The 16,127-nt window shown below is 62.4% G+C and carries 14 protein-coding genes; 10 read left to right on the forward strand and 4 right to left on the reverse strand.

The features are described 5' to 3' along the window. Window positions 1–151 precede the first annotated feature (151 nt). The 3 genes from phhA to ACODSV_RS05715 all read left to right on the forward strand — a co-directional run bounded on the left by phhA (window position 152) and on the right by ACODSV_RS05715 (window position 2,596). A complete protein-coding gene (gene phhA, locus ACODSV_RS05705; RefSeq protein ID WP_150054333.1) occupies window positions 152–943 on the forward strand; it encodes a phenylalanine 4-monooxygenase in 792 nt (263 codons plus the stop codon). Between the two features lie 103 nt (window positions 944–1,046). Beyond that, on the forward strand, window positions 1,047–1,403 hold the full coding sequence (locus tag ACODSV_RS05710) for a 4a-hydroxytetrahydrobiopterin dehydratase (protein ID WP_069076748.1): 357 nt from the start codon (window positions 1,047–1,049) through the stop codon (window positions 1,401–1,403). Next, window positions 1,403–2,596 carry an amino acid aminotransferase gene (locus ACODSV_RS05715; RefSeq protein ID WP_102624214.1) on the forward strand — a complete coding sequence of 398 codons (1,194 nt, stop codon included), beginning with the start codon at window positions 1,403–1,405 and terminating at the stop codon, window positions 2,594–2,596. Before ACODSV_RS05710 ends, ACODSV_RS05715 begins: the two co-directional genes overlap by 1 nt. A gap of 126 nt (window positions 2,597–2,722) precedes the next feature. Here ACODSV_RS05715 and ACODSV_RS05720 read toward each other — a convergent pair whose 3' ends face one another. Then, entirely contained in the window at window positions 2,723–3,532 is an 810-nt protein-coding gene (locus ACODSV_RS05720; RefSeq protein ID WP_150054291.1) for a UDP-2,3-diacylglucosamine diphosphatase, read from the reverse strand. A gap of 137 nt (window positions 3,533–3,669) precedes the next feature. Here ACODSV_RS05720 and ACODSV_RS05725 point away from each other — a divergent pair, with 137 nt between their 5' ends. The 3 genes from ACODSV_RS05725 to ACODSV_RS05735 all read left to right on the forward strand — a co-directional run bounded on the left by ACODSV_RS05725 (window position 3,670) and on the right by ACODSV_RS05735 (window position 5,814). Continuing rightward, window positions 3,670–4,437 carry an AraC family transcriptional regulator gene (locus tag ACODSV_RS05725; RefSeq protein WP_150054292.1) on the forward strand — a complete coding sequence of 256 codons (768 nt, stop codon included), beginning with the start codon at window positions 3,670–3,672 and terminating at the stop codon, window positions 4,435–4,437. Window positions 4,438–4,519: 82 nt separating this feature from the next. Then, window positions 4,520–5,404 carry a DMT family transporter gene (locus ACODSV_RS05730; protein WP_024076738.1) on the forward strand — a complete coding sequence of 295 codons (885 nt, stop codon included), beginning with the start codon at window positions 4,520–4,522 and terminating at the stop codon, window positions 5,402–5,404. Between the two features lie 128 nt (window positions 5,405–5,532). Beyond that, window positions 5,533–5,814: a hypothetical protein gene (locus ACODSV_RS05735; protein ID WP_150054293.1), complete on the forward strand. Its 282-nt coding sequence runs from the start codon at window positions 5,533–5,535 to the stop codon at window positions 5,812–5,814. Window positions 5,815–5,855: 41 nt separating this feature from the next. On the opposite strand, the gene ACODSV_RS05740 is transcribed toward ACODSV_RS05735, so the two are convergent. Next, the gene (locus ACODSV_RS05740; protein WP_024076741.1) at window positions 5,856–6,143 is read right to left on the reverse strand and encodes an Rdx family protein; all 288 of its coding nucleotides are present in this window, start codon (window positions 6,141–6,143) and stop codon (window positions 5,856–5,858) included. 84 nt (window positions 6,144–6,227) lie between these two features. Here ACODSV_RS05740 and ACODSV_RS05745 point away from each other — a divergent pair, with 84 nt between their 5' ends. Continuing rightward, window positions 6,228–8,417 carry a patatin-like phospholipase family protein gene (locus ACODSV_RS05745; RefSeq protein WP_069076751.1) on the forward strand — a complete coding sequence of 730 codons (2,190 nt, stop codon included), beginning with the start codon at window positions 6,228–6,230 and terminating at the stop codon, window positions 8,415–8,417. A 78-nt stretch (window positions 8,418–8,495) separates the two neighbouring features. Here the strand turns inward: ACODSV_RS05745 and ACODSV_RS05750 are convergent, their stop codons facing one another. Continuing rightward, window positions 8,496–8,930, reverse strand: coding sequence for a MarR family transcriptional regulator (locus ACODSV_RS05750; RefSeq protein WP_024076743.1), 435 nt, complete (start codon window positions 8,928–8,930; stop codon window positions 8,496–8,498). Window positions 8,931–9,051: 121 nt separating this feature from the next. After that, window positions 9,052–11,178 carry a DNA helicase RecQ gene (gene recQ, locus ACODSV_RS05755; protein WP_024076744.1) on the reverse strand — a complete coding sequence of 709 codons (2,127 nt, stop codon included), beginning with the start codon at window positions 11,176–11,178 and terminating at the stop codon, window positions 9,052–9,054. 274 nt (window positions 11,179–11,452) lie between these two features. Here recQ and ACODSV_RS05760 point away from each other — a divergent pair, with 274 nt between their 5' ends. From ACODSV_RS05760 to ACODSV_RS05770, 3 genes are all read left to right on the forward strand, one after another. After that, on the forward strand, window positions 11,453–12,040 hold the full coding sequence (locus ACODSV_RS05760) for a UPF0149 family protein (RefSeq protein ID WP_024076745.1): 588 nt from the start codon (window positions 11,453–11,455) through the stop codon (window positions 12,038–12,040). 20 nt (window positions 12,041–12,060) lie between these two features. Continuing rightward, the gene (locus tag ACODSV_RS05765; protein ID WP_041160992.1) at window positions 12,061–12,444 is read left to right on the forward strand and encodes a YbaN family protein; all 384 of its coding nucleotides are present in this window, start codon (window positions 12,061–12,063) and stop codon (window positions 12,442–12,444) included. A gap of 144 nt (window positions 12,445–12,588) precedes the next feature. After that, window positions 12,589–16,059, forward strand: a complete 3,471-nt coding sequence (locus ACODSV_RS05770; RefSeq protein ID WP_024076747.1) for a hybrid sensor histidine kinase/response regulator — start codon at window positions 12,589–12,591, stop codon at window positions 16,057–16,059. The last annotated feature ends 68 nt before the right edge of the window (window positions 16,060–16,127 follow it).

A 16,127-nucleotide genomic window follows, 5' to 3' on the forward strand; every position in this document is an offset into this window, starting at 1 on the left:
AGAATACCCAGGGTCGTAACGAAAACTTTACGAAAAACGGTAATTTTTCCTACGAACACACCTGAGCGGCAGGTGGAATCGCGCCCCAGTCGGGGTATCAATAGGGTCATCGCAGGACATAACAAGAACGAATGCCTAGCAGGAGAGCCGTATGAAGCAGACGCACTACGTGGCCCGCGAGCCCGATGCGCAAGGTTTTATCCACTACCCGCCGGAAGAACACGCGGTGTGGAACACTCTGATCACCCGTCAATTGAAAGTGATCGAGGGTCGCGCCTGCCATGAATACCTGGACGGCATCGACAAGCTCGGCCTGCCCCTGGACCGCATTCCACAGTTGAGCGAAATCAACCAGGTGCTGGCCGACACCACGGGCTGGCAAGTTGCCCGGGTACCGGCGCTGATCCCCTTCCAGACCTTTTTCGAATTGCTCGCCAACAAGCAGTTTCCCGTGGCGACCTTTATTCGCACCCGCGAAGAACTGGACTACCTGCAAGAGCCGGATATTTTCCATGAGATCTTTGGTCACTGCCCGCTGCTGACCAACCCCTGGTTCGCCGAATTCACCCACACCTACGGCAAGCTCGGCCTGGCAGCCACCAAGGAGCAACGGGTGTACCTCGCGCGCCTCTACTGGATGACCATCGAGTTCGGCCTGGTGGATACCCCTGAAGGTCGGCGCATCTACGGTGGTGGCATTCTGTCGTCGCCCAAAGAGACGGTGTACAGCCTGTCGTCCGAGCCTGAGCACCAAGCCTTCGACCCACTGGAGGCAATGCGCACGCCGTATCGTATCGATATCCTGCAACCGCTGTACTTTGTCCTGCCCAACCTCAAGCGCCTGTTCGAAGTCGCGCAGGAAGACATCATGGGCATGGTTGAGCGCGGTATGCAGTTAGGCTTGCACGCCCCGAAATTTCCACCAAAACCCAAAGCAGCGTGAACCTCAGGTTTTGCGGCCAGGTGAGTCTGTTCCCTGGCCCCGCGTTGCTTTAGGGTAACGCCACTGACGACCGTTTCCAGACACTCGAATTCAGGACACCCCCATGACTACCTTGAACCAAGCCCACTGCGAAGCCTGCCGCGCCGATGCCCCACAGGTCAGCGATGAAGAACTGCCGGCGCTGCTCAAGCAGATTCCCGACTGGAATATCGAAGTACGCGATGGCGTGATGCAACTGGAAAAGGTCTTCCTGTTCAAGAACTTCAAGTTCGCCCTGGCCTTTACCAACGCCATGGGTGAAATCTCCGAAGCCGAAGGCCATCACCCAGGCCTGCTCACCGAATGGGGCAAAGTCACCGTGACCTGGTGGAGCCACTCCATCAAGGGCCTGCACCGCAACGACTTCATCATGGCCGCGCGTACCGACGAAGTGGCCAAGAACGCCGAGGGCCGCAAGTAATGCATTTCGATGCCATTGGTCGCGTGCCCGGCGACCCGATTCTCGGGCTGATGGACCTGTACGCCCAAGACTCCAACCCGAACAAATTCGACCTGGGCGTGGGCGTGTACAAGGACGACCAGGGCCTGACGCCGATTCCCCATTCGGTGAAACGCGCGGAACAGCGCCTGGTCGACACCCAGACCACCAAGACCTATATCGGCGGCCACGGCAATGCAGCCTTTGGCACATTGATCAGTGAGCTGGTACTGGGCACCGACTCGGCGCTGCTGCGCGAAGGCCGTGCCGGCGCCACCCAGACCCCAGGCGGCACCGGCGCCCTGCGCCTGAGCGCCGACTTTATCGCCCACAGCCTGCCCGGCCGTGGCGTATGGCTGAGCAACCCGACCTGGCCGATCCACGAAACCATCTTCGCCAAGGCCGGGCTCAAGGTCAGCCATTACCCTTACGTGGGGGCGGACAACCGGCTGGATGTGGCGGCAATGCTCGCCACCCTGTCCACCGTGCCCGAGGGCGATGTGGTGTTGCTGCACGCCTGCTGCCATAACCCGACCGGCTTCGACCTGTCCCAGGCGGACTGGCGCCAGGTGCTGGAAATCGTGCGCGAGCGCCGGTTGCTGCCGTTGATCGACTTTGCCTACCAGGGCTTCGGCGACGGCCTGGAACAGGACGCCTGGGCGGTACGGCTAATGGCGGCCGAGTTGCCGGAAGTGCTGGTCACCAGTTCCTGTTCGAAGAACTTCGGCCTGTACAGTGACCGTGTCGGCGCGTTGATTGTGTGTGCGGCGGATGCCGAGAAGCTGACCGACGTGCGCAGCCAGTTAGCGAACATCGCCCGTAACCTGTGGTCGACCCCACCGGATCATGGGGCGGCGGTGGTCGCGACCATCCTCGGCGATGCCGAGCTGAAGACGCTGTGGAGCGGCGAAGTCGAAGCCATGCGTTCACGCATCGCGCAGTTGCGTTGCGGACTGGTGGAGGCGTTGGCGCCTCACGGTTTGTCGGAGCGGTTCGCGCACATCGGCGCACAACGCGGGATGTTTTCCTACACCGGTTTGAGTGCCGAGCAGGTGAAGCAACTGCGCGAGAAGCACAGCGTGTATATGGTCAGTTCGGGGCGGGCTAACGTGGCGGGTATTGACGCGACACGCCTGACGCTCCTGGCCGAAGCCATTGCCGACGTGTCCAACTGAACAACCCGGGTCAACAATGTGGGATGGGGCTTGCCCCCGATTGCGGCGTGACATTCACTGCATCGGGTGACTGATACACCGCTATCGGGGGCAAGCCCCCTCCCACATCTGGACTGTGGTTGGCCTTCAGTTGGTGATCATCTCGGCCTTGAGCTGTGCCTCTTTGGCCTGCGCATCGGCCAACCGATACAACTCGATATGCCCATCCCAGTGTTCGATCAACGCCGTGCACGACTCCACCCAATCCCCGCAGTTGAGGTAATCGACCTCACCCACCTTGCGAATTTCCGCGTGATGGATATGCCCGCACACCACGCCGTGCAGTTCACGCTTGGTCACTTCATGGGCGATGGCTTCTTCAAAGTCGCTGATAAAGCTCACGGCGGTTTTCACCTTGTGCTTCAGGTACGCTGACAGCGACCAGTAGCCGTAGCCATACCGCGCGCGCCAATGATTGAGCCAACGGTTCAACGTCAGCGTGAACTCGTAGGCCGAGTCGCCGAGGAACGCCAGCCAACGGTGATAGCGGGTGATCACATCGAACTGGTCGCCATGGATCACCAGCAAGTGCCGGCCATCGGCGGTGATATGCACGGCCTCGTCCACCAGTTGGATATTGCCCAGGATCAGCGTGGAATAGCGACGCAGGAACTCATCGTGGTTGCCGGTGACGTAGATCACCTCGGTGCCGCGCTTGGCCATGGTCAGCAAGCGGCGGATCACATTGGTGTGGGCCTGGGGCCAATACATGCCGCCACGCAGCTTCCAGCCGTCGATGATATCGCCGACCAGGTAGACCTTGTCGGCGTGGTACCCCTTGAGAAACTGCGACAGGTGTTCGGCCTGGCAATCCCGGGTGCCCAGGTGCACATCGGAAATCCACAGGGTACGCACGCGCTGCTTACGGCTGGGCGGGGTGAACTCGGCACTGGTCATGGGCATCCCTCGACGCTGTTTTTGCGAGCTTGCGCCCAGGCGGTGAATAGCCCATGACAGCTGTGCGTCAGTCTGATGACAGCGCCCACCGAGGGCGAAGCGTTGTAGACTGGCGCCCTGCTGCCCAGGAGACCGCGATGCAACCGTCCCTCACGCTCCGCCACTACCTCGAAGCGCCCATTGCCCACAGCCATGACCACGCGCAGCTGGTGTTCGGCCTGTCCGGCCATTTGGACCTGGAAGTCGATGGCCGTGGCAGCCAGGTGCATGAGAGCAGTGTGATGGTGCTGCCCTTCTCTGCGCATCACGCCTGCGGCAGCCGCGATGGCAGCCGCTGCCTGGTGCTCGACGTGCCCACCGAACACTGGGTGCTGCAATCGTTGGGCGAGCATGCCGATGCCAGCCGCCGCCTGCTCGATCAACCGGCCCGCCTGAGCCTGGATACCCGGCAACACCAGTTGGTGCAATGGCTGGCGCACAGCCCGGTGAGTGACCCGCTGATCGCCCAGCAAGGCGCGGTGTTGTTACTCGCCAGCCTCAATCATCCGCAGGCGCCCCTCACGCCGGGCCGGCGCCTGCCCTACGCCGCGTTCAATGCCCATATCGAGCGGCACGCCGCCCATCCCCTGCAGGTCGCTGACCTGGCGCGCATCGCCGACCTCTCGGTGGCGCGCCTGCATGCGCGATTCATGGCCGAGTGCGGGCAGACGCCCATGGACTATATCCGCAGCCGTCGCCTGCACAGGGCACTGGGCCTGCTGCGCGACACCCCGCTGCCCATCGGCGAGATCGCCGCACGCGTCGGCTATGCCTCGCAGAGTGCGTTTGCCGCGGCAATGTTGCGTGAGTTCGGCGCATCCCCCGGCGCCTTGCGGCGTTCGGTGCACACGCGAGTCCTGCGCTAAAAATCGCGAGCCGCACGACAGACACCCGTACCGTCCACCCTCTAGACTGCGATCCTGTCACCCCGTTGGTTCAAGGATCGCAATGACTCCCCGTTCAGCCCTCGGCGCCCTGCATATCGGCGCACTGATGTTTGGCCTCACCGGCGTATTCGGCAAGCTGGCGGCCGCCTCGCCGGCCATCATCGTGTTCGGCCGCGCCGCGTTTGCGGTGTTGGCCCTGGCGGTCTTCGCGCGCTTCGCCAGCAACGCCCCCTGGAAGACGTTGCAAATGCGCGACTGGCGCCGGCTGCTGGTCAGTGGCGTGTTGCTGGCCGCACATTGGGTGACGTTCTTCATGGCGGTCAAGGTTGCTGGCGTCGCGGTGGCAACCCTGGGGTTTACCGCATTCCCGGCGTTCACTGTGATCCTCGAGGGCTTGATCTTCCGCGAGCGGATCCGCGCCAATGAAGTGCTGCTGGTCGCGCTGGTGACCGTCGGCCTGGTGCTGGTCACGCCAGACTTCAACCTCGCCAGCGAAGCCACGGGCGGCCTGCTGTGGGGGATTGTCTCGGGGCTGCTGTTTTCCTTGCTGTCGCTGAACAACCGCGCCAGCTCCGGACGGATTCCGGCGGTACAGGCGGCGCTGTGCCAGAACGTGGTGGTCGCCGTGTGCCTGTTGCCCGTGGCGGCACCGGGGCTGGCGGATGTGCGGGCCATGGACTGGCTGTGGATCGGGCTGCTTGGGGTGTTCTGTACCGGGTTGGCCCACAGCCTGTTTGTCGCCAGCCTCGCGGTGATCAAGGCGCGCACCGCCTCGGTGGTGTTCGCCATGGAACCGGTCTATGGCATCACGGTGGCGTGGCTGCTGTTCGCCGAAACCCCGACCTTGCGCATGCTGCTGGGCGGCGCGCTGATCATTGTCGCCATCGTCCTCTCCGGCCTGATGGGCAGTGCCAGCCAGGCCAAACAGCCGGCAGCGACGGCCTGATCTATACTTTGCCCATCCGCAACAGTCTGTCGTCGTTCAACGGATAAAGACTCCTCGACGACAGCCATGCCCTTTGAAGTTGCTGCAAGCGAGTGGTCACGCCATTAACGCTATGCAGGAGCTGCATCATGGAAACACTCATCAGCTTGCTGATTCAGATCATCAGCGGTGCCGTCGGCGGTAATCTGGCCGGCATGACCAAGCAGAGCCTGGGCACCGGGCTCAATACCCTTCTTGGCGGAGTCGGCGGCCTGATGCTGGGCCAGTTGGCCTCCGTACTGACGGGCACCTCCGGTGGCGAAGCACTGGATGTGGCGGCGGTCGGCAGCAATATTGTCGGCGGTGGCATCGGTGGCCTGGTGCTGGCGTGGATCGTGGGCTTCATCAAGAACCAGATGGCTGCCAAGTAGGCACGCGGCAGTGGGTCACTATCCTGCCAGGACGGTGACCTTTACTGCGTACGATCGTTGTGCCCCAGGTCACGCTGCGGGTCGATCTGGTCGCGCACACGCTGCTTGAGTACCTTGGCCTCCGGGAAGCCGCCATCGGCCTTGCGCTCCCAGATCTGCACGCCGTCGCAGGTGATGCGAAACGCCCCTCCCGTGGCGGGCGCCAGCGACACTTTGCCCAGGTCATCGGCAAAGGTGCTCAGCAGCTCCTGGGCCAGCCATGCGGCGCGAAGCAGCCATTGGCACTGGGTGCAGTAGGTGATGACGATTTCGGGTTTGCTGACGGACATAACTTGACAGGTTCCTGGCGTAACGGGCTCGGAGGGTCGAGTGGCTATAATACCGGCCTTTATCGCCCAGCCTCGAGATTCATGATGCGCCGCCTGCTGTCCTGCCTGTTCCTGTGCCTTCTCCCCCTCCTCGCCCACGCCGCCGACGCGCCGCGCCCGAAAATCGGCCTGGTACTGTCCGGTGGCGCCGCGCGCGGCCTGGCCCATATCGGCGTGCTCAAGGCCCTGGAGGAACAGGGGATTCATATCGATGCGATTGCGGGTACCAGCATGGGGGCGGTGATCGGTGGGCTGTATGCGTCGGGTTACAAGATCGACGAACTGGAAAAACTGGCACTGGGCATCGACTGGCAGCAAGCCCTCTCCGACGCGCCGCCTCGCGAGGATGTGCCGTTCCGGCGCAAGCAGGATGACCGGGACTTCCTGGTCAAGCAGAAGCTCAGTTTCCGCGATGACGGCAGCCTGGGCCTGCCCCTCGGGGTGATCCAGGGACAGAACCTGGCGCTGCTGCTGGAAAGCATGTTTGCCCACACCAGTAACATCCGCAATTTCGACAAGCTCCCCATCCCGTTCCGCGCCGTAGCCACGGACATCACCACTGGCGAAAAAGTGGTGTTCCGCAAGGGCCACCTGCCCCAGGTGATCCGCGCCAGCATGTCGATCCCGGCCGTGTTCGCCCCGGTCGAGTTGGATGGCCGGCTGCTGGTGGACGGCGGCATGACCGACAACATCCCCCTGGACGTGGCGCGGGAGATGGGTGTCGACATCGCCATCGTGGTCGACATCGGCACGCCGCTGCGCTCGCGCAAGCAACTGGCCACGGTGGTGGATGTGCTCAACCAGTCCATCACCCTGATGACCCGACGTAACTCCGAAGAACAACTCAAGGCCCTGCACCCCAAGGATGTGCTGATCCAACCACCACTGGCCGCCTACGGCGTGACGGACTTCGGCCGCGCCAAGGACATGATCGACGCCGGCTACCGCGCCACCCGCGCCCTCGACGTGCGCCTGGCCCACCTGCGCCCTGCCGAACCGATCGACCCGGAACTGGTCGCTGCGCGCACTCCGGGCGAACGCACGCCGGTAATCACCGCCATCACGGTGGAGAACGACTCGAAAGTCAGCGATGACGTGATCCGCTACTACATCCGCCAACCCCTGGGTGAGCCGCTGAACCTGGGCCGCCTGCAAACGGACATGGGCACCTTGTACGGCCTGGACTACTTCGAGCAGGTGCAATACCGCGTGGTCAAGAAAGGCCACGACAATACCCTGGTGATCAGCGCGCGCGGCAAACGCAGCGGCACCGATTACCTGCGCCTGGGCCTGAACCTGTCGGACGACATGCGCGGCGACAGCGCTTTCAACCTCGGCGCCAGCTACCGTATGAACGGCATCAACCGCCTCGGCGCAGAATGGCTGACGCGGGTGCAGATCGGCGACCGGCAGGAACTGTACAGCGAGTTCTACCAGCCGATGGACACCGGCTCACGTTACTTCGTCGCCCCCTATCTGAGTGCCCAGGCGCAGAACGTCGAGCTGATCCTGGACAACGACCCCATCTCCGAATACCGCCTGGAACGCTATGGTTTCGGGTTGAATGTCGGGCGGCAGATCGGCAACAGCGGTGAGATCCGCTTCGGTGTCGGCGAGGCCTGGGGCAAGGCCGATGTGCGCATCGGCGACCGAGACCTGCCGAGCGTGAGCTTCAGCGAAGGCTTCTATGAGTTGAAGTACTCCTTCGACTCCCTCGACAACGTGTACTTCCCGCACAGCGGTGAAGACATCGGCCTGGCATTCCGGGAATTCGAGCCGGGGCTGGGCTCGGACCAGCGTTACCGGCAATGGGAATTCAAGCTGGACAAGGCCATGAGCAGCGGCCCCGACACCCTGGTGCTGGGCGGGCGCTACGGGCGGACCCTGGATAACTCGGATGTGGTGATTTCCAGCTTTCTGCTCGGCGGGGCGCGGCAATTGTCGGGCTTTCGCCAGGATGCGATTTCGGGGCAGAACATCAGCTTGATGCGGGCGGTGTACTACCGCCGCCTGACGCCGCGCTCATACCTGCCACTGGATTTCCCGCTGTACCTGGGCGCCTCCCTGGAACGGGGCCGGGCGTGGAACAACGACAATGAATTCGACAGCGGCTATATCAATGCCGCGAGTATTTTCCTCGGGTTTGATACGCCATTGGGGCCACTGAACTTCAGCTATGGGTTCAATGATGATAGTCAGCAGGCGGTTTACTTGAACCTGGGGCAGACGTTCTGACGCATCAACCGCAGGAGCCGGCGTGTTGTGGCGAGGGTACACACTCACTCGCCACAACACGCCCTGGATCCAGCCGTGTCAGGACTTTTCCAGATTCGCCAGGATATGCCCATGCACGCGCATGCACACGCGCATATCTTCTTCATCCACGCCCACGAACAGTTCATGACGCAAGGCAGTGGCAATGGTCTCGATCTGCTCGATCAAGGGGCGGGCGCTATCGCATAGCAGGATACGCTTGGCACGACGGTCTTCCACCACGGCCTGGCGCTGCACCAGGCCCTGGCCTTCCAGGCTATCGAGCAAACGTGCCAGGGTCGGGCCTTCCACGCCGACGCTTTGCGCCAACTCGCGTTGCGTCGGTGCTTCTTCGAAACGAGCCAGGTGCAACAGCACCAGCCAGCGCGCCTGGGACAAGCCCAGCCCGGCCAGACGGCGGTCCAGCTCGGCGCGCCAACCTCGGGACATTTGCGCCAACTGCATGCCAAAACGGTGTTGATCGGTTAACGGCATAAAAAACTCATGGGTTAGACTGAAAATAAAGTATGGCTAATTATTAGTCAGCTAAGCATGAGCCATGTCAGTAGGCAAGGTCTGCTATGTACTGATTCGTTACATTGTCGTAATTGGCACACTAAATTTCGAATTCCGACTGCAATGCCGCCCGAACACAGTACAAAACACCCTCAGGCACACGCCCGGTAAACAGCGGCGCAATCTCCGAAACGGCTGGCAATTCGCCTTCTCCATCGAGGAAGGCGTCTTGGATTTCGCCGAGCAAATCTTCCGGCAAATCAAGGGCCTGCTCCAGGGACAACTGTTGCTTGCCGATGGATTCAGCCAAGAGGGTGTAGACGTTTTTCTCCGAACATTGCAGTTGGCCGGCGATCTGAATCGGGGTCATGCCGGCGCGTGCCAGGCTGATCAATTCATGGCGAATATCGGCGACTTCCTTTGGCGCCTCGGCCTGGCCGCCGAGCACTTCGAGGAAGGCTTGGCCATAACGCTCCAGCTTGCGCGCCCCCACGCCGCTGACCCGGGCCATCTCGGCCAGGGTGGTGGGTTGCTCGCGCAGCATCTCCAACAGGGTCGAGTCGGGGAAGATGACGTAAGGCGGCACGCTGTGTTCCTGCGCCAGTTTGCGCCGCAGGGTGCGCAAGGCTTCCCACTGCTCGCGTTCTTCGCCACGCACCAGTTGGCTGGCCTGGCTGGTGCTGCTCTTGGCGGTGGTTTGCGGCTTGAGGTCGCGACGCAGTTCCAGGCTCACTTCGCCCTTGAGCAGCGGCCGGCAACTGTCGTTCAGGCGCAGGCCGCCGTAGCCCTCGATGTCGATATCAACCAGGCCGCGCGCGACCATCTGTCGGAACAGTGAACGCCACTCGCCTTCGGCCCGTGCCTTGCCGACGCCATAGACCGAGAGTTTTTCGTGACCGAAGCTGCGCACTTTTTCGTTGTCTTTGCCCAGCAATACGTCCACCAGATGGCCCACGCCATAACGCTGGCCAGTACGGTAGATCGCTGACAACCCCTGGCGTGCCGGTTCGGTGGCGTCCCAGGTCTGTACGCCGTCGACGCAATTGTCACAGTGACCGCACGGCTCGGGCATGTCTTCGTCGAAGTACGCCAACAGGGTCTGGCGGCGGCAGCGCGTCTCTTCGCACAGCGACAACATGGCGTCGAGCTTGTGCTGTTCCAGGCGCTTGTGGCGTTCGTCACCCTCGGAGTTCTGCAGCATCTGCTTGAGCATCACCACGTCTTGCAGGCCATAGACCATCCAGGCATCCGCTGGCAGCCCGTCACGGCCGGCACGCCCGGTTTCCTGGTAGTAAGCCTCGAGGGACTTGGGCAGGTCCATATGCGCCACGAAGCGCACGTTGGACTTGTCGATCCCCATGCCGAAGGCGATGGTTGCCACCATGATCAGGCCTTCCTCGTTGAGGAAGCGTTTCTGGTGGGCGGAGCGCGTTTCATTGGGCAGGCCGGCGTGGTACGGCAGCGCCGGGTAACCCTGCTCGCACAGGAAGGCGGCCACTTCATCGACTTTCTTGCGCGACAGGCAATAGACAATGCCCGCATCGCTGCGCCGCTCGGACAGGAACGCCAGCAACTGCTTGCGTGGCTGCTCCTTGGGCACGATGCGGTAGAAAATATTCGGTCGGTCGAAGCTCGACAGGAAGCGCTCGGCATTCTGTAAATGCAGGCGCTCGACAATCTCTTCGCGGGTGCGCTTGTCGGCGGTGGCGGTCAGCGCGATACGCGGGACGTCGGGGAACAACTCCGCCAACTGGCCCAATTGCAGGTATTCGCGACGGAAATCGTGCCCCCATTGCGAAACGCAGTGGGCTTCGTCGATGGCGAACAGGGCGATTTCCAGGCTTTGCAGGAAGGCCAGCATGCGTGGCTGCACCAGGCGCTCTGGGGCGAGGTAGAGCATTTTCACTTCGCCGCGCTTGATGCGCGCGGCCAGGTCGCGCTGCTGTTCGGCGCTGAGGGTGGAGTTCAATGACGCGGCCGCCACACCGAGTTCCTCCAGGGTCGCCACCTGGTCGTCCATCAACGCAATCAACGGCGACACCACCACGGCCAGGCCGTTACGCAGCAAGGCGGGCACCTGGAAACACAACGACTTGCCGCCGCCGGTAGGCATCAGGACCAGGGCATCACCGCCACTGGCCACGCGCTCAATGATCGCACCCTGGCGGCCACGAAAACTGTCGTAGCCGAAGATGTCCTTGAGGACGCGTTGAGCCTGCTCGAGCATGTAAAACTCCAAAAAAGTGCCGAAACCCTCAGTACAGGCTGGCCGAAAAAACGCGGCTTCACGGAAAATAATCCGTAAACGAAGTTTTCTCGGCCTGGTGCCTGGCCTGCGGGGCATCACAAAACGCGGCAGTATACCCGAGGGTCATCCGGCAAAGGGCGCGACTGACGAATAGACGTCCGTCTCTAAAACCTGGCAAATATGCAGTGCGGCTGGCCTGGGCGCTCAAGAAAGCCTAGAATTCAGCATCGTTTATTCCCAAGGTAGTCCTTCAATGTCCTTCGCTGAGCAACTAACCCGCCTGCAAGCCTTCCTCGACGCCGATGAGCTGCATGACGAGGCGCTGGACTATGTGGCCGCCCACGGCTACCTGACCGCCTTGTCGATCTCCTCCGACATCGTGCCGGACCGTGAGTGGATCGACGCCTTGTTCGCCGAAGAGCCGCACTACGCCGACGCCGCCCAGCGTGAAGAAATCGAAGCCACCCTGGTGGCCCTGAAGGCCCACATCGGTCGCCAACTGGCCTCCGATGAAGAGTTCGAACTGCCGTGTGACCTCGACCTGGGCGAAGAGCCAGACGACTCCGACCTGCGCGGCTGGTGCATCGGCTTCATGGAAGGCGTATTCCTGCGTGAAGCCGCCTGGTTCGAAACCGCAGAGGAAGAAGTCAGCGAAATGCTGCTGCCCATCATGGTCGGTTCGGGCCTGTTCGACGACCAGCCGGAGTTCTCCGACATCGCCGCCGACGCCAACCTGATGGACGACATGATCGTACAGATTCCGGAAGCGCTCACCGCCCTGTACCTGCTGTGCAACGCCCCTGACGAAAAACCGGCGATCCTCAAGCCACGCCACCACTGAGTCGTTTGCCCGTGACACCCATGGGCAACCGCTCGTTGCTCCTGCGCTACGTGCTGCTGGCCATCGGCTGGTTGAGCGTGGCGCTGGGGGTCATCGGTATTTTCCTGCCGGTCTTGCCGACCACGCCCTTTCTCCTGCTCGCCGCCGCCTGCTTCGCACGCAGCTCCCCGCGTTTCTACCGCTGGCTGGTGGAGCACCCGCGCCTGGGCCCTTGGATTCGCGACTATCTCGACGGCAATGGCATCCCGCTCAAGGGCAAGGTCTACGCCATCGGCCTGATGTGGTTGAGCATCGGTTTCTCCTGCTACCTGGTCCCCCTGCCCTGGGCGCGCGGCTTCATGCTGACCAGCGCCGTGCTGGTGACGATCTACATCCTGCGCCAGAAAACCCTGCCACCGAGGTAAGTGCGCGCTTTGTACCAGCAGCATCAGCGGGCATGCGACATAAGATCCCACACGACCTTGGTCGACACTGACTAACCCCATGCATCATGCGAGACTGTCCAACCGGGCCCGGAATGCCTGGGTGTTCTTCTGTCCGGAGTTACCATGACGCTGTCCAGCGGGCTGATCGCCGCCGTTGCCCTGGCCTATATGGCCATTATGTTTGCCATCGCTTTTTACGGTGACCGCCGCCACGCGCCGCTGCCACCGCGTATGCGCGCGTGGGTCTATAGCCTGTCGCTGGCCGTGTATTGCACCAGTTGGACGTTCTTCGGCGCCGTAGGCCAGGCCGCCGAACAACTGTGGGCATTTTTACCGATCTACCTGGGGCCGGTGCTATTGCTTGTGTTTGCACCGTGGGTCCTGCAAAAGATGGTGCTGATCAGCAAGCAGGAAAACATCACCTCCATCGCCGACTTTATCGCCGCTCGCTACGGCAAATCCCAATCGCTGGCCGTGGTGGTCGCGCTGATCTGCCTGGTGGGCGTACTGCCCTATATCGCCCTGCAGCTCAAAGGCATTGTGCTGGGCGTGAACCTGCTGATCGGCTCGGGCGCCGACACCACCGGCACCCGCGCCCAGGACACCGCGTTGATCGTGTCACTGGTGCTCGCGCTGTTCACTATCGTATTCGGTACCCGCAACCTCGACGCCACCGAACACCACCGCGGCATGGTGCTGGCGATTGCCTTTGAGTCGTTGGTCAAGCTGTTCGCGTTTCTCGCCGTCGGCGCGTTTGTCACTTACGGCCTGTACGACGGTTTCGGCGACCTGTTCAGCCAGGCGATGCTCGCGCCCCGCTTGGAGGAATACTGGAAAGAAACCGTCAACTGGCCTTCGATGGTGGTGCAGACCGGCGTGGCCATGATGGCCATCATCTGCCTGCCGCGGCAGTTTCACGTCACCGTGGTGGAAAACATCGACCCTCAGGATCTACGCCTGGCCAAATGGGTATTCCCCGCCTACCTGATCCTTGCCGCGCTGTTTGTCGTGCCGATTGCCCTGGGCGGCAAAATGCTCCTGCCCGGTTCGGTGCTGCCCGACTCTTATGTGATCAGCCTGCCCTTGGCCGAAGCCCATCCGGCCCTTGCCGTACTCGCCTTTATCGGCGGTGCATCGGCCGCCACCGGCATGGTGATTGTCGCCAGCATCGCGTTATCGACCATGGTCTCCAACGACATGCTGCTGCCCTGGTTATTGCGCCGCTCCAGTGCCGAGCGCCCTTTCGAAGTGTTCCGCCACTGGATGCTGTCGGTACGTCGGGTCAGCATTGTGATCATCCTGTTGCTGGCCTACGTCAGCTATCGCCTGCTCGGCTCCACGGCGAGCCTGGCGACCATCGGCCAGATCGCCTTCGCCGCCGTGACCCAACTGGCACCCGCCATGCTTGGCGCACTGTATTGGAAGCAGGCCAACCGGCGGGGGGTGTTTGCCGGCTTGGCGGCCGGTACGTTCCTGTGGTTCTACACCTTGGTCCTACCGGTTACAGCGAAAAGTCTCGGCTGGTCCTTCAGCCTATTCCCTGGCTTGACCTGGCTGCATTCGCACCCACTGGGCTTCTCGGTCACATCGCTGACCCTGGGCACCGTGTTCTCCCTGGCGGGTAATTTCACCTTGTTCGTCTGGGTTTCGATGCTGTCGCGTACACGCGTCTCCGAGCACTGGCAGGCCGGGCGCTTCATCGGCCAGGAAACCAGCCAGCGCGCCAGCGCCCGCTCGATGCTGTCGGTACAGATCAGCGACCTGCTCAGCCTCGCGGCACGCTTTGTCGGCGAGGAACGCGCCCAGCAGAGTTTTATCCGCTTTGCCTATCGCCAAGGCAAGGGCTTCAACCCCAACCAGAATGCCGACAACGATTGGATCGCGCACACCGAGCGTCTGTTGGCCGGTGTACTCGGTGCGTCTTCGACACGTGCGGTGGTGAAAGCGGCCATTGAAGGCCGGGAAATGCAGCTGGAAGACGTCGTGCGGATCGCCGACGAAGCCTCCGAGGTGTTGCAGTTCAACCGGGCCTTGCTGCAAGGCGCGATCGAAAACATCACCCAAGGCATCAGCGTGGTAGACCAGTCACTCAAGCTGGTGGCCTGGAACCGCCGTTACCTGGAACTGTTCAACTACCCCGAAGGCTTGATCAGCGTCGGCCGACCGATTGCCGACATCATTCGCTACAACGCCGAACGCGGCCTGTGCGGGCCAGGTGAAGCCGAGGTCCACGTGGCCCGCCGCCTGCACTGGATGCGCCAGGGCCGCGCGCACACCTCAGAGCGCCTGTTCCCGAATGGGCGAGTGATCGAGTTGATCGGCAACCCGATGCCGGGCGGCGGCTTTGTCATGAGCTTCACCGACATCACCGCGTTCCGCGAAGCCGAGCAGGCATTGACCGAGGCCAATGAGGGCCTGGAGCGGCGGGTCACCGAGCGCACCCATGAGCTGTCGCAACTCAATGTGGCACTGACCGATGCCAAGGGCGCGGCCGAGTCCGCCAGCCAGTCGAAGACCCGCTTCCTGGCGGCTGTCAGCCATGACCTGATGCAACCGTTGAATGCCGCACGCCTGTTCTCAGCCGCCCTTTCCCACCAGAACGACGGCCTGTCGAACGAAGCCCGGCAACTGGTGCAGCACCTGGACAGTTCGCTGCGTTCGGCCGAAGACCTGATCAGCGACCTGTTGGATATTTCGCGCTTGGAAAACGGCAAGATCAATCCGCAGCGCCAACCCTTTGTACTCAACGAGCTGTTCGACACACTGGGCGCCGAATTCAAGGCGTTGGCGCAGGAACAAGGCTTGCGCTTCCGCCTGCGCGGCAGTCGCTTGCGGGTCGACAGTGATATCAAGTTGCTGCGCAGGATCCTGCAGAATTTCCTCACCAATGCCTTCCGTTATGCCGACGGCCCGGTGCTGCTGGGCGTACGTCGACGCCAGGGCGAACTGTGCCTGGAGGTCTGGGACCGCGGCCCTGGCATCCCGCTGGATAAACAGCAGGTGATCTTCGAAGAATTCAAGCGCCTGGACAGCCACCAGACCCGCGCGGAAAAAGGCCTGGGCCTGGGCCTGGCGATCGCTGACGGACTGTGCCGCGTGCTGGGCCATCGCCTCAGCGTGCGCTCATGGCCGGGCAAGGGCAGCGTGTTCAGTGTGCGCGTGCCACTGGCGCGCATCCAGACCAGCCCGCAGGTCAAGGTGCCGCAGGAAAGTGGCCTGCCATTGAGCGGCGCGCAAGTGCTGTGCGTGGATAACGAAGAAAGCATCCTGATCGGCATGCGCAGCCTGCTGACCCGCTGGGGCTGTGAGGTCTGGACCGCCACCGACCAGGCGCAATGCGCGGCGCTCCTGGCCGAGGGCATACGCCCGCAACTGGCGTTGGTGGATTACCACTTGGACCACGGCGAAACCGGCACCGAGCTGATGGGCTGGCTACGGGCGCAGTTGGCAGAACCGATTCCCGGTGTGGTCATCAGCGCCGACGGCCGCCCGGAAATGGTGGCCGAGGTGCATGCAGCGGGGCTGGATTACTTGGCCAAGCCGGTGAAGCCGGCGGCGTTGCGGGCGTTGCTGAGTCGGCATTTGCCGCTTTAAAAATGTGGCGGGGGCTTGCTCCCGATAGCGGAGCCTCAGTCACACCCTCCGTGCCTGATCCCACGCCA

Source organism: Pseudomonas sp. FG86, from assembly GCF_057808775.1.

Excerpts from the sequence above, each read along its gene's own strand:
- phhA (WP_150054333.1), top strand. The coding sequence starts at position 152 with ATGAAGCAGACGCACTACGTGGCCCGCGAGCCCGATGCGCAAGGTTTT.
- ACODSV_RS05710 (WP_069076748.1), top strand. The coding sequence starts at position 1,047 with ATGACTACCTTGAACCAAGCCCACTGCGAAGCCTGCCGCGCCGATGCC.
- ACODSV_RS05715 (WP_102624214.1), top strand. The coding sequence starts at position 1,403 with ATGCATTTCGATGCCATTGGTCGCGTGCCCGGCGACCCGATTCTCGGG.
- ACODSV_RS05720 (WP_150054291.1), bottom strand. The coding sequence starts at position 3,532 with ATGACCAGTGCCGAGTTCACCCCGCCCAGCCGTAAGCAGCGCGTGCGT.
- ACODSV_RS05725 (WP_150054292.1), top strand. The coding sequence starts at position 3,670 with ATGCAACCGTCCCTCACGCTCCGCCACTACCTCGAAGCGCCCATTGCC.
- ACODSV_RS05730 (WP_024076738.1), top strand. The coding sequence starts at position 4,520 with ATGACTCCCCGTTCAGCCCTCGGCGCCCTGCATATCGGCGCACTGATG.
- ACODSV_RS05735 (WP_150054293.1), top strand. The coding sequence starts at position 5,533 with ATGGAAACACTCATCAGCTTGCTGATTCAGATCATCAGCGGTGCCGTC.
- ACODSV_RS05740 (WP_024076741.1), bottom strand. The coding sequence starts at position 6,143 with ATGTCCGTCAGCAAACCCGAAATCGTCATCACCTACTGCACCCAGTGC.
- ACODSV_RS05745 (WP_069076751.1), top strand. The coding sequence starts at position 6,228 with ATGCGCCGCCTGCTGTCCTGCCTGTTCCTGTGCCTTCTCCCCCTCCTC.
- ACODSV_RS05750 (WP_024076743.1), bottom strand. The coding sequence starts at position 8,930 with ATGCCGTTAACCGATCAACACCGTTTTGGCATGCAGTTGGCGCAAATG.
- recQ (WP_024076744.1), bottom strand. The coding sequence starts at position 11,178 with ATGCTCGAGCAGGCTCAACGCGTCCTCAAGGACATCTTCGGCTACGAC.
- ACODSV_RS05760 (WP_024076745.1), top strand. The coding sequence starts at position 11,453 with ATGTCCTTCGCTGAGCAACTAACCCGCCTGCAAGCCTTCCTCGACGCC.
- ACODSV_RS05765 (WP_041160992.1), top strand. The coding sequence starts at position 12,061 with ATGGGCAACCGCTCGTTGCTCCTGCGCTACGTGCTGCTGGCCATCGGC.
- ACODSV_RS05770 (WP_024076747.1), top strand. The coding sequence starts at position 12,589 with ATGACGCTGTCCAGCGGGCTGATCGCCGCCGTTGCCCTGGCCTATATG.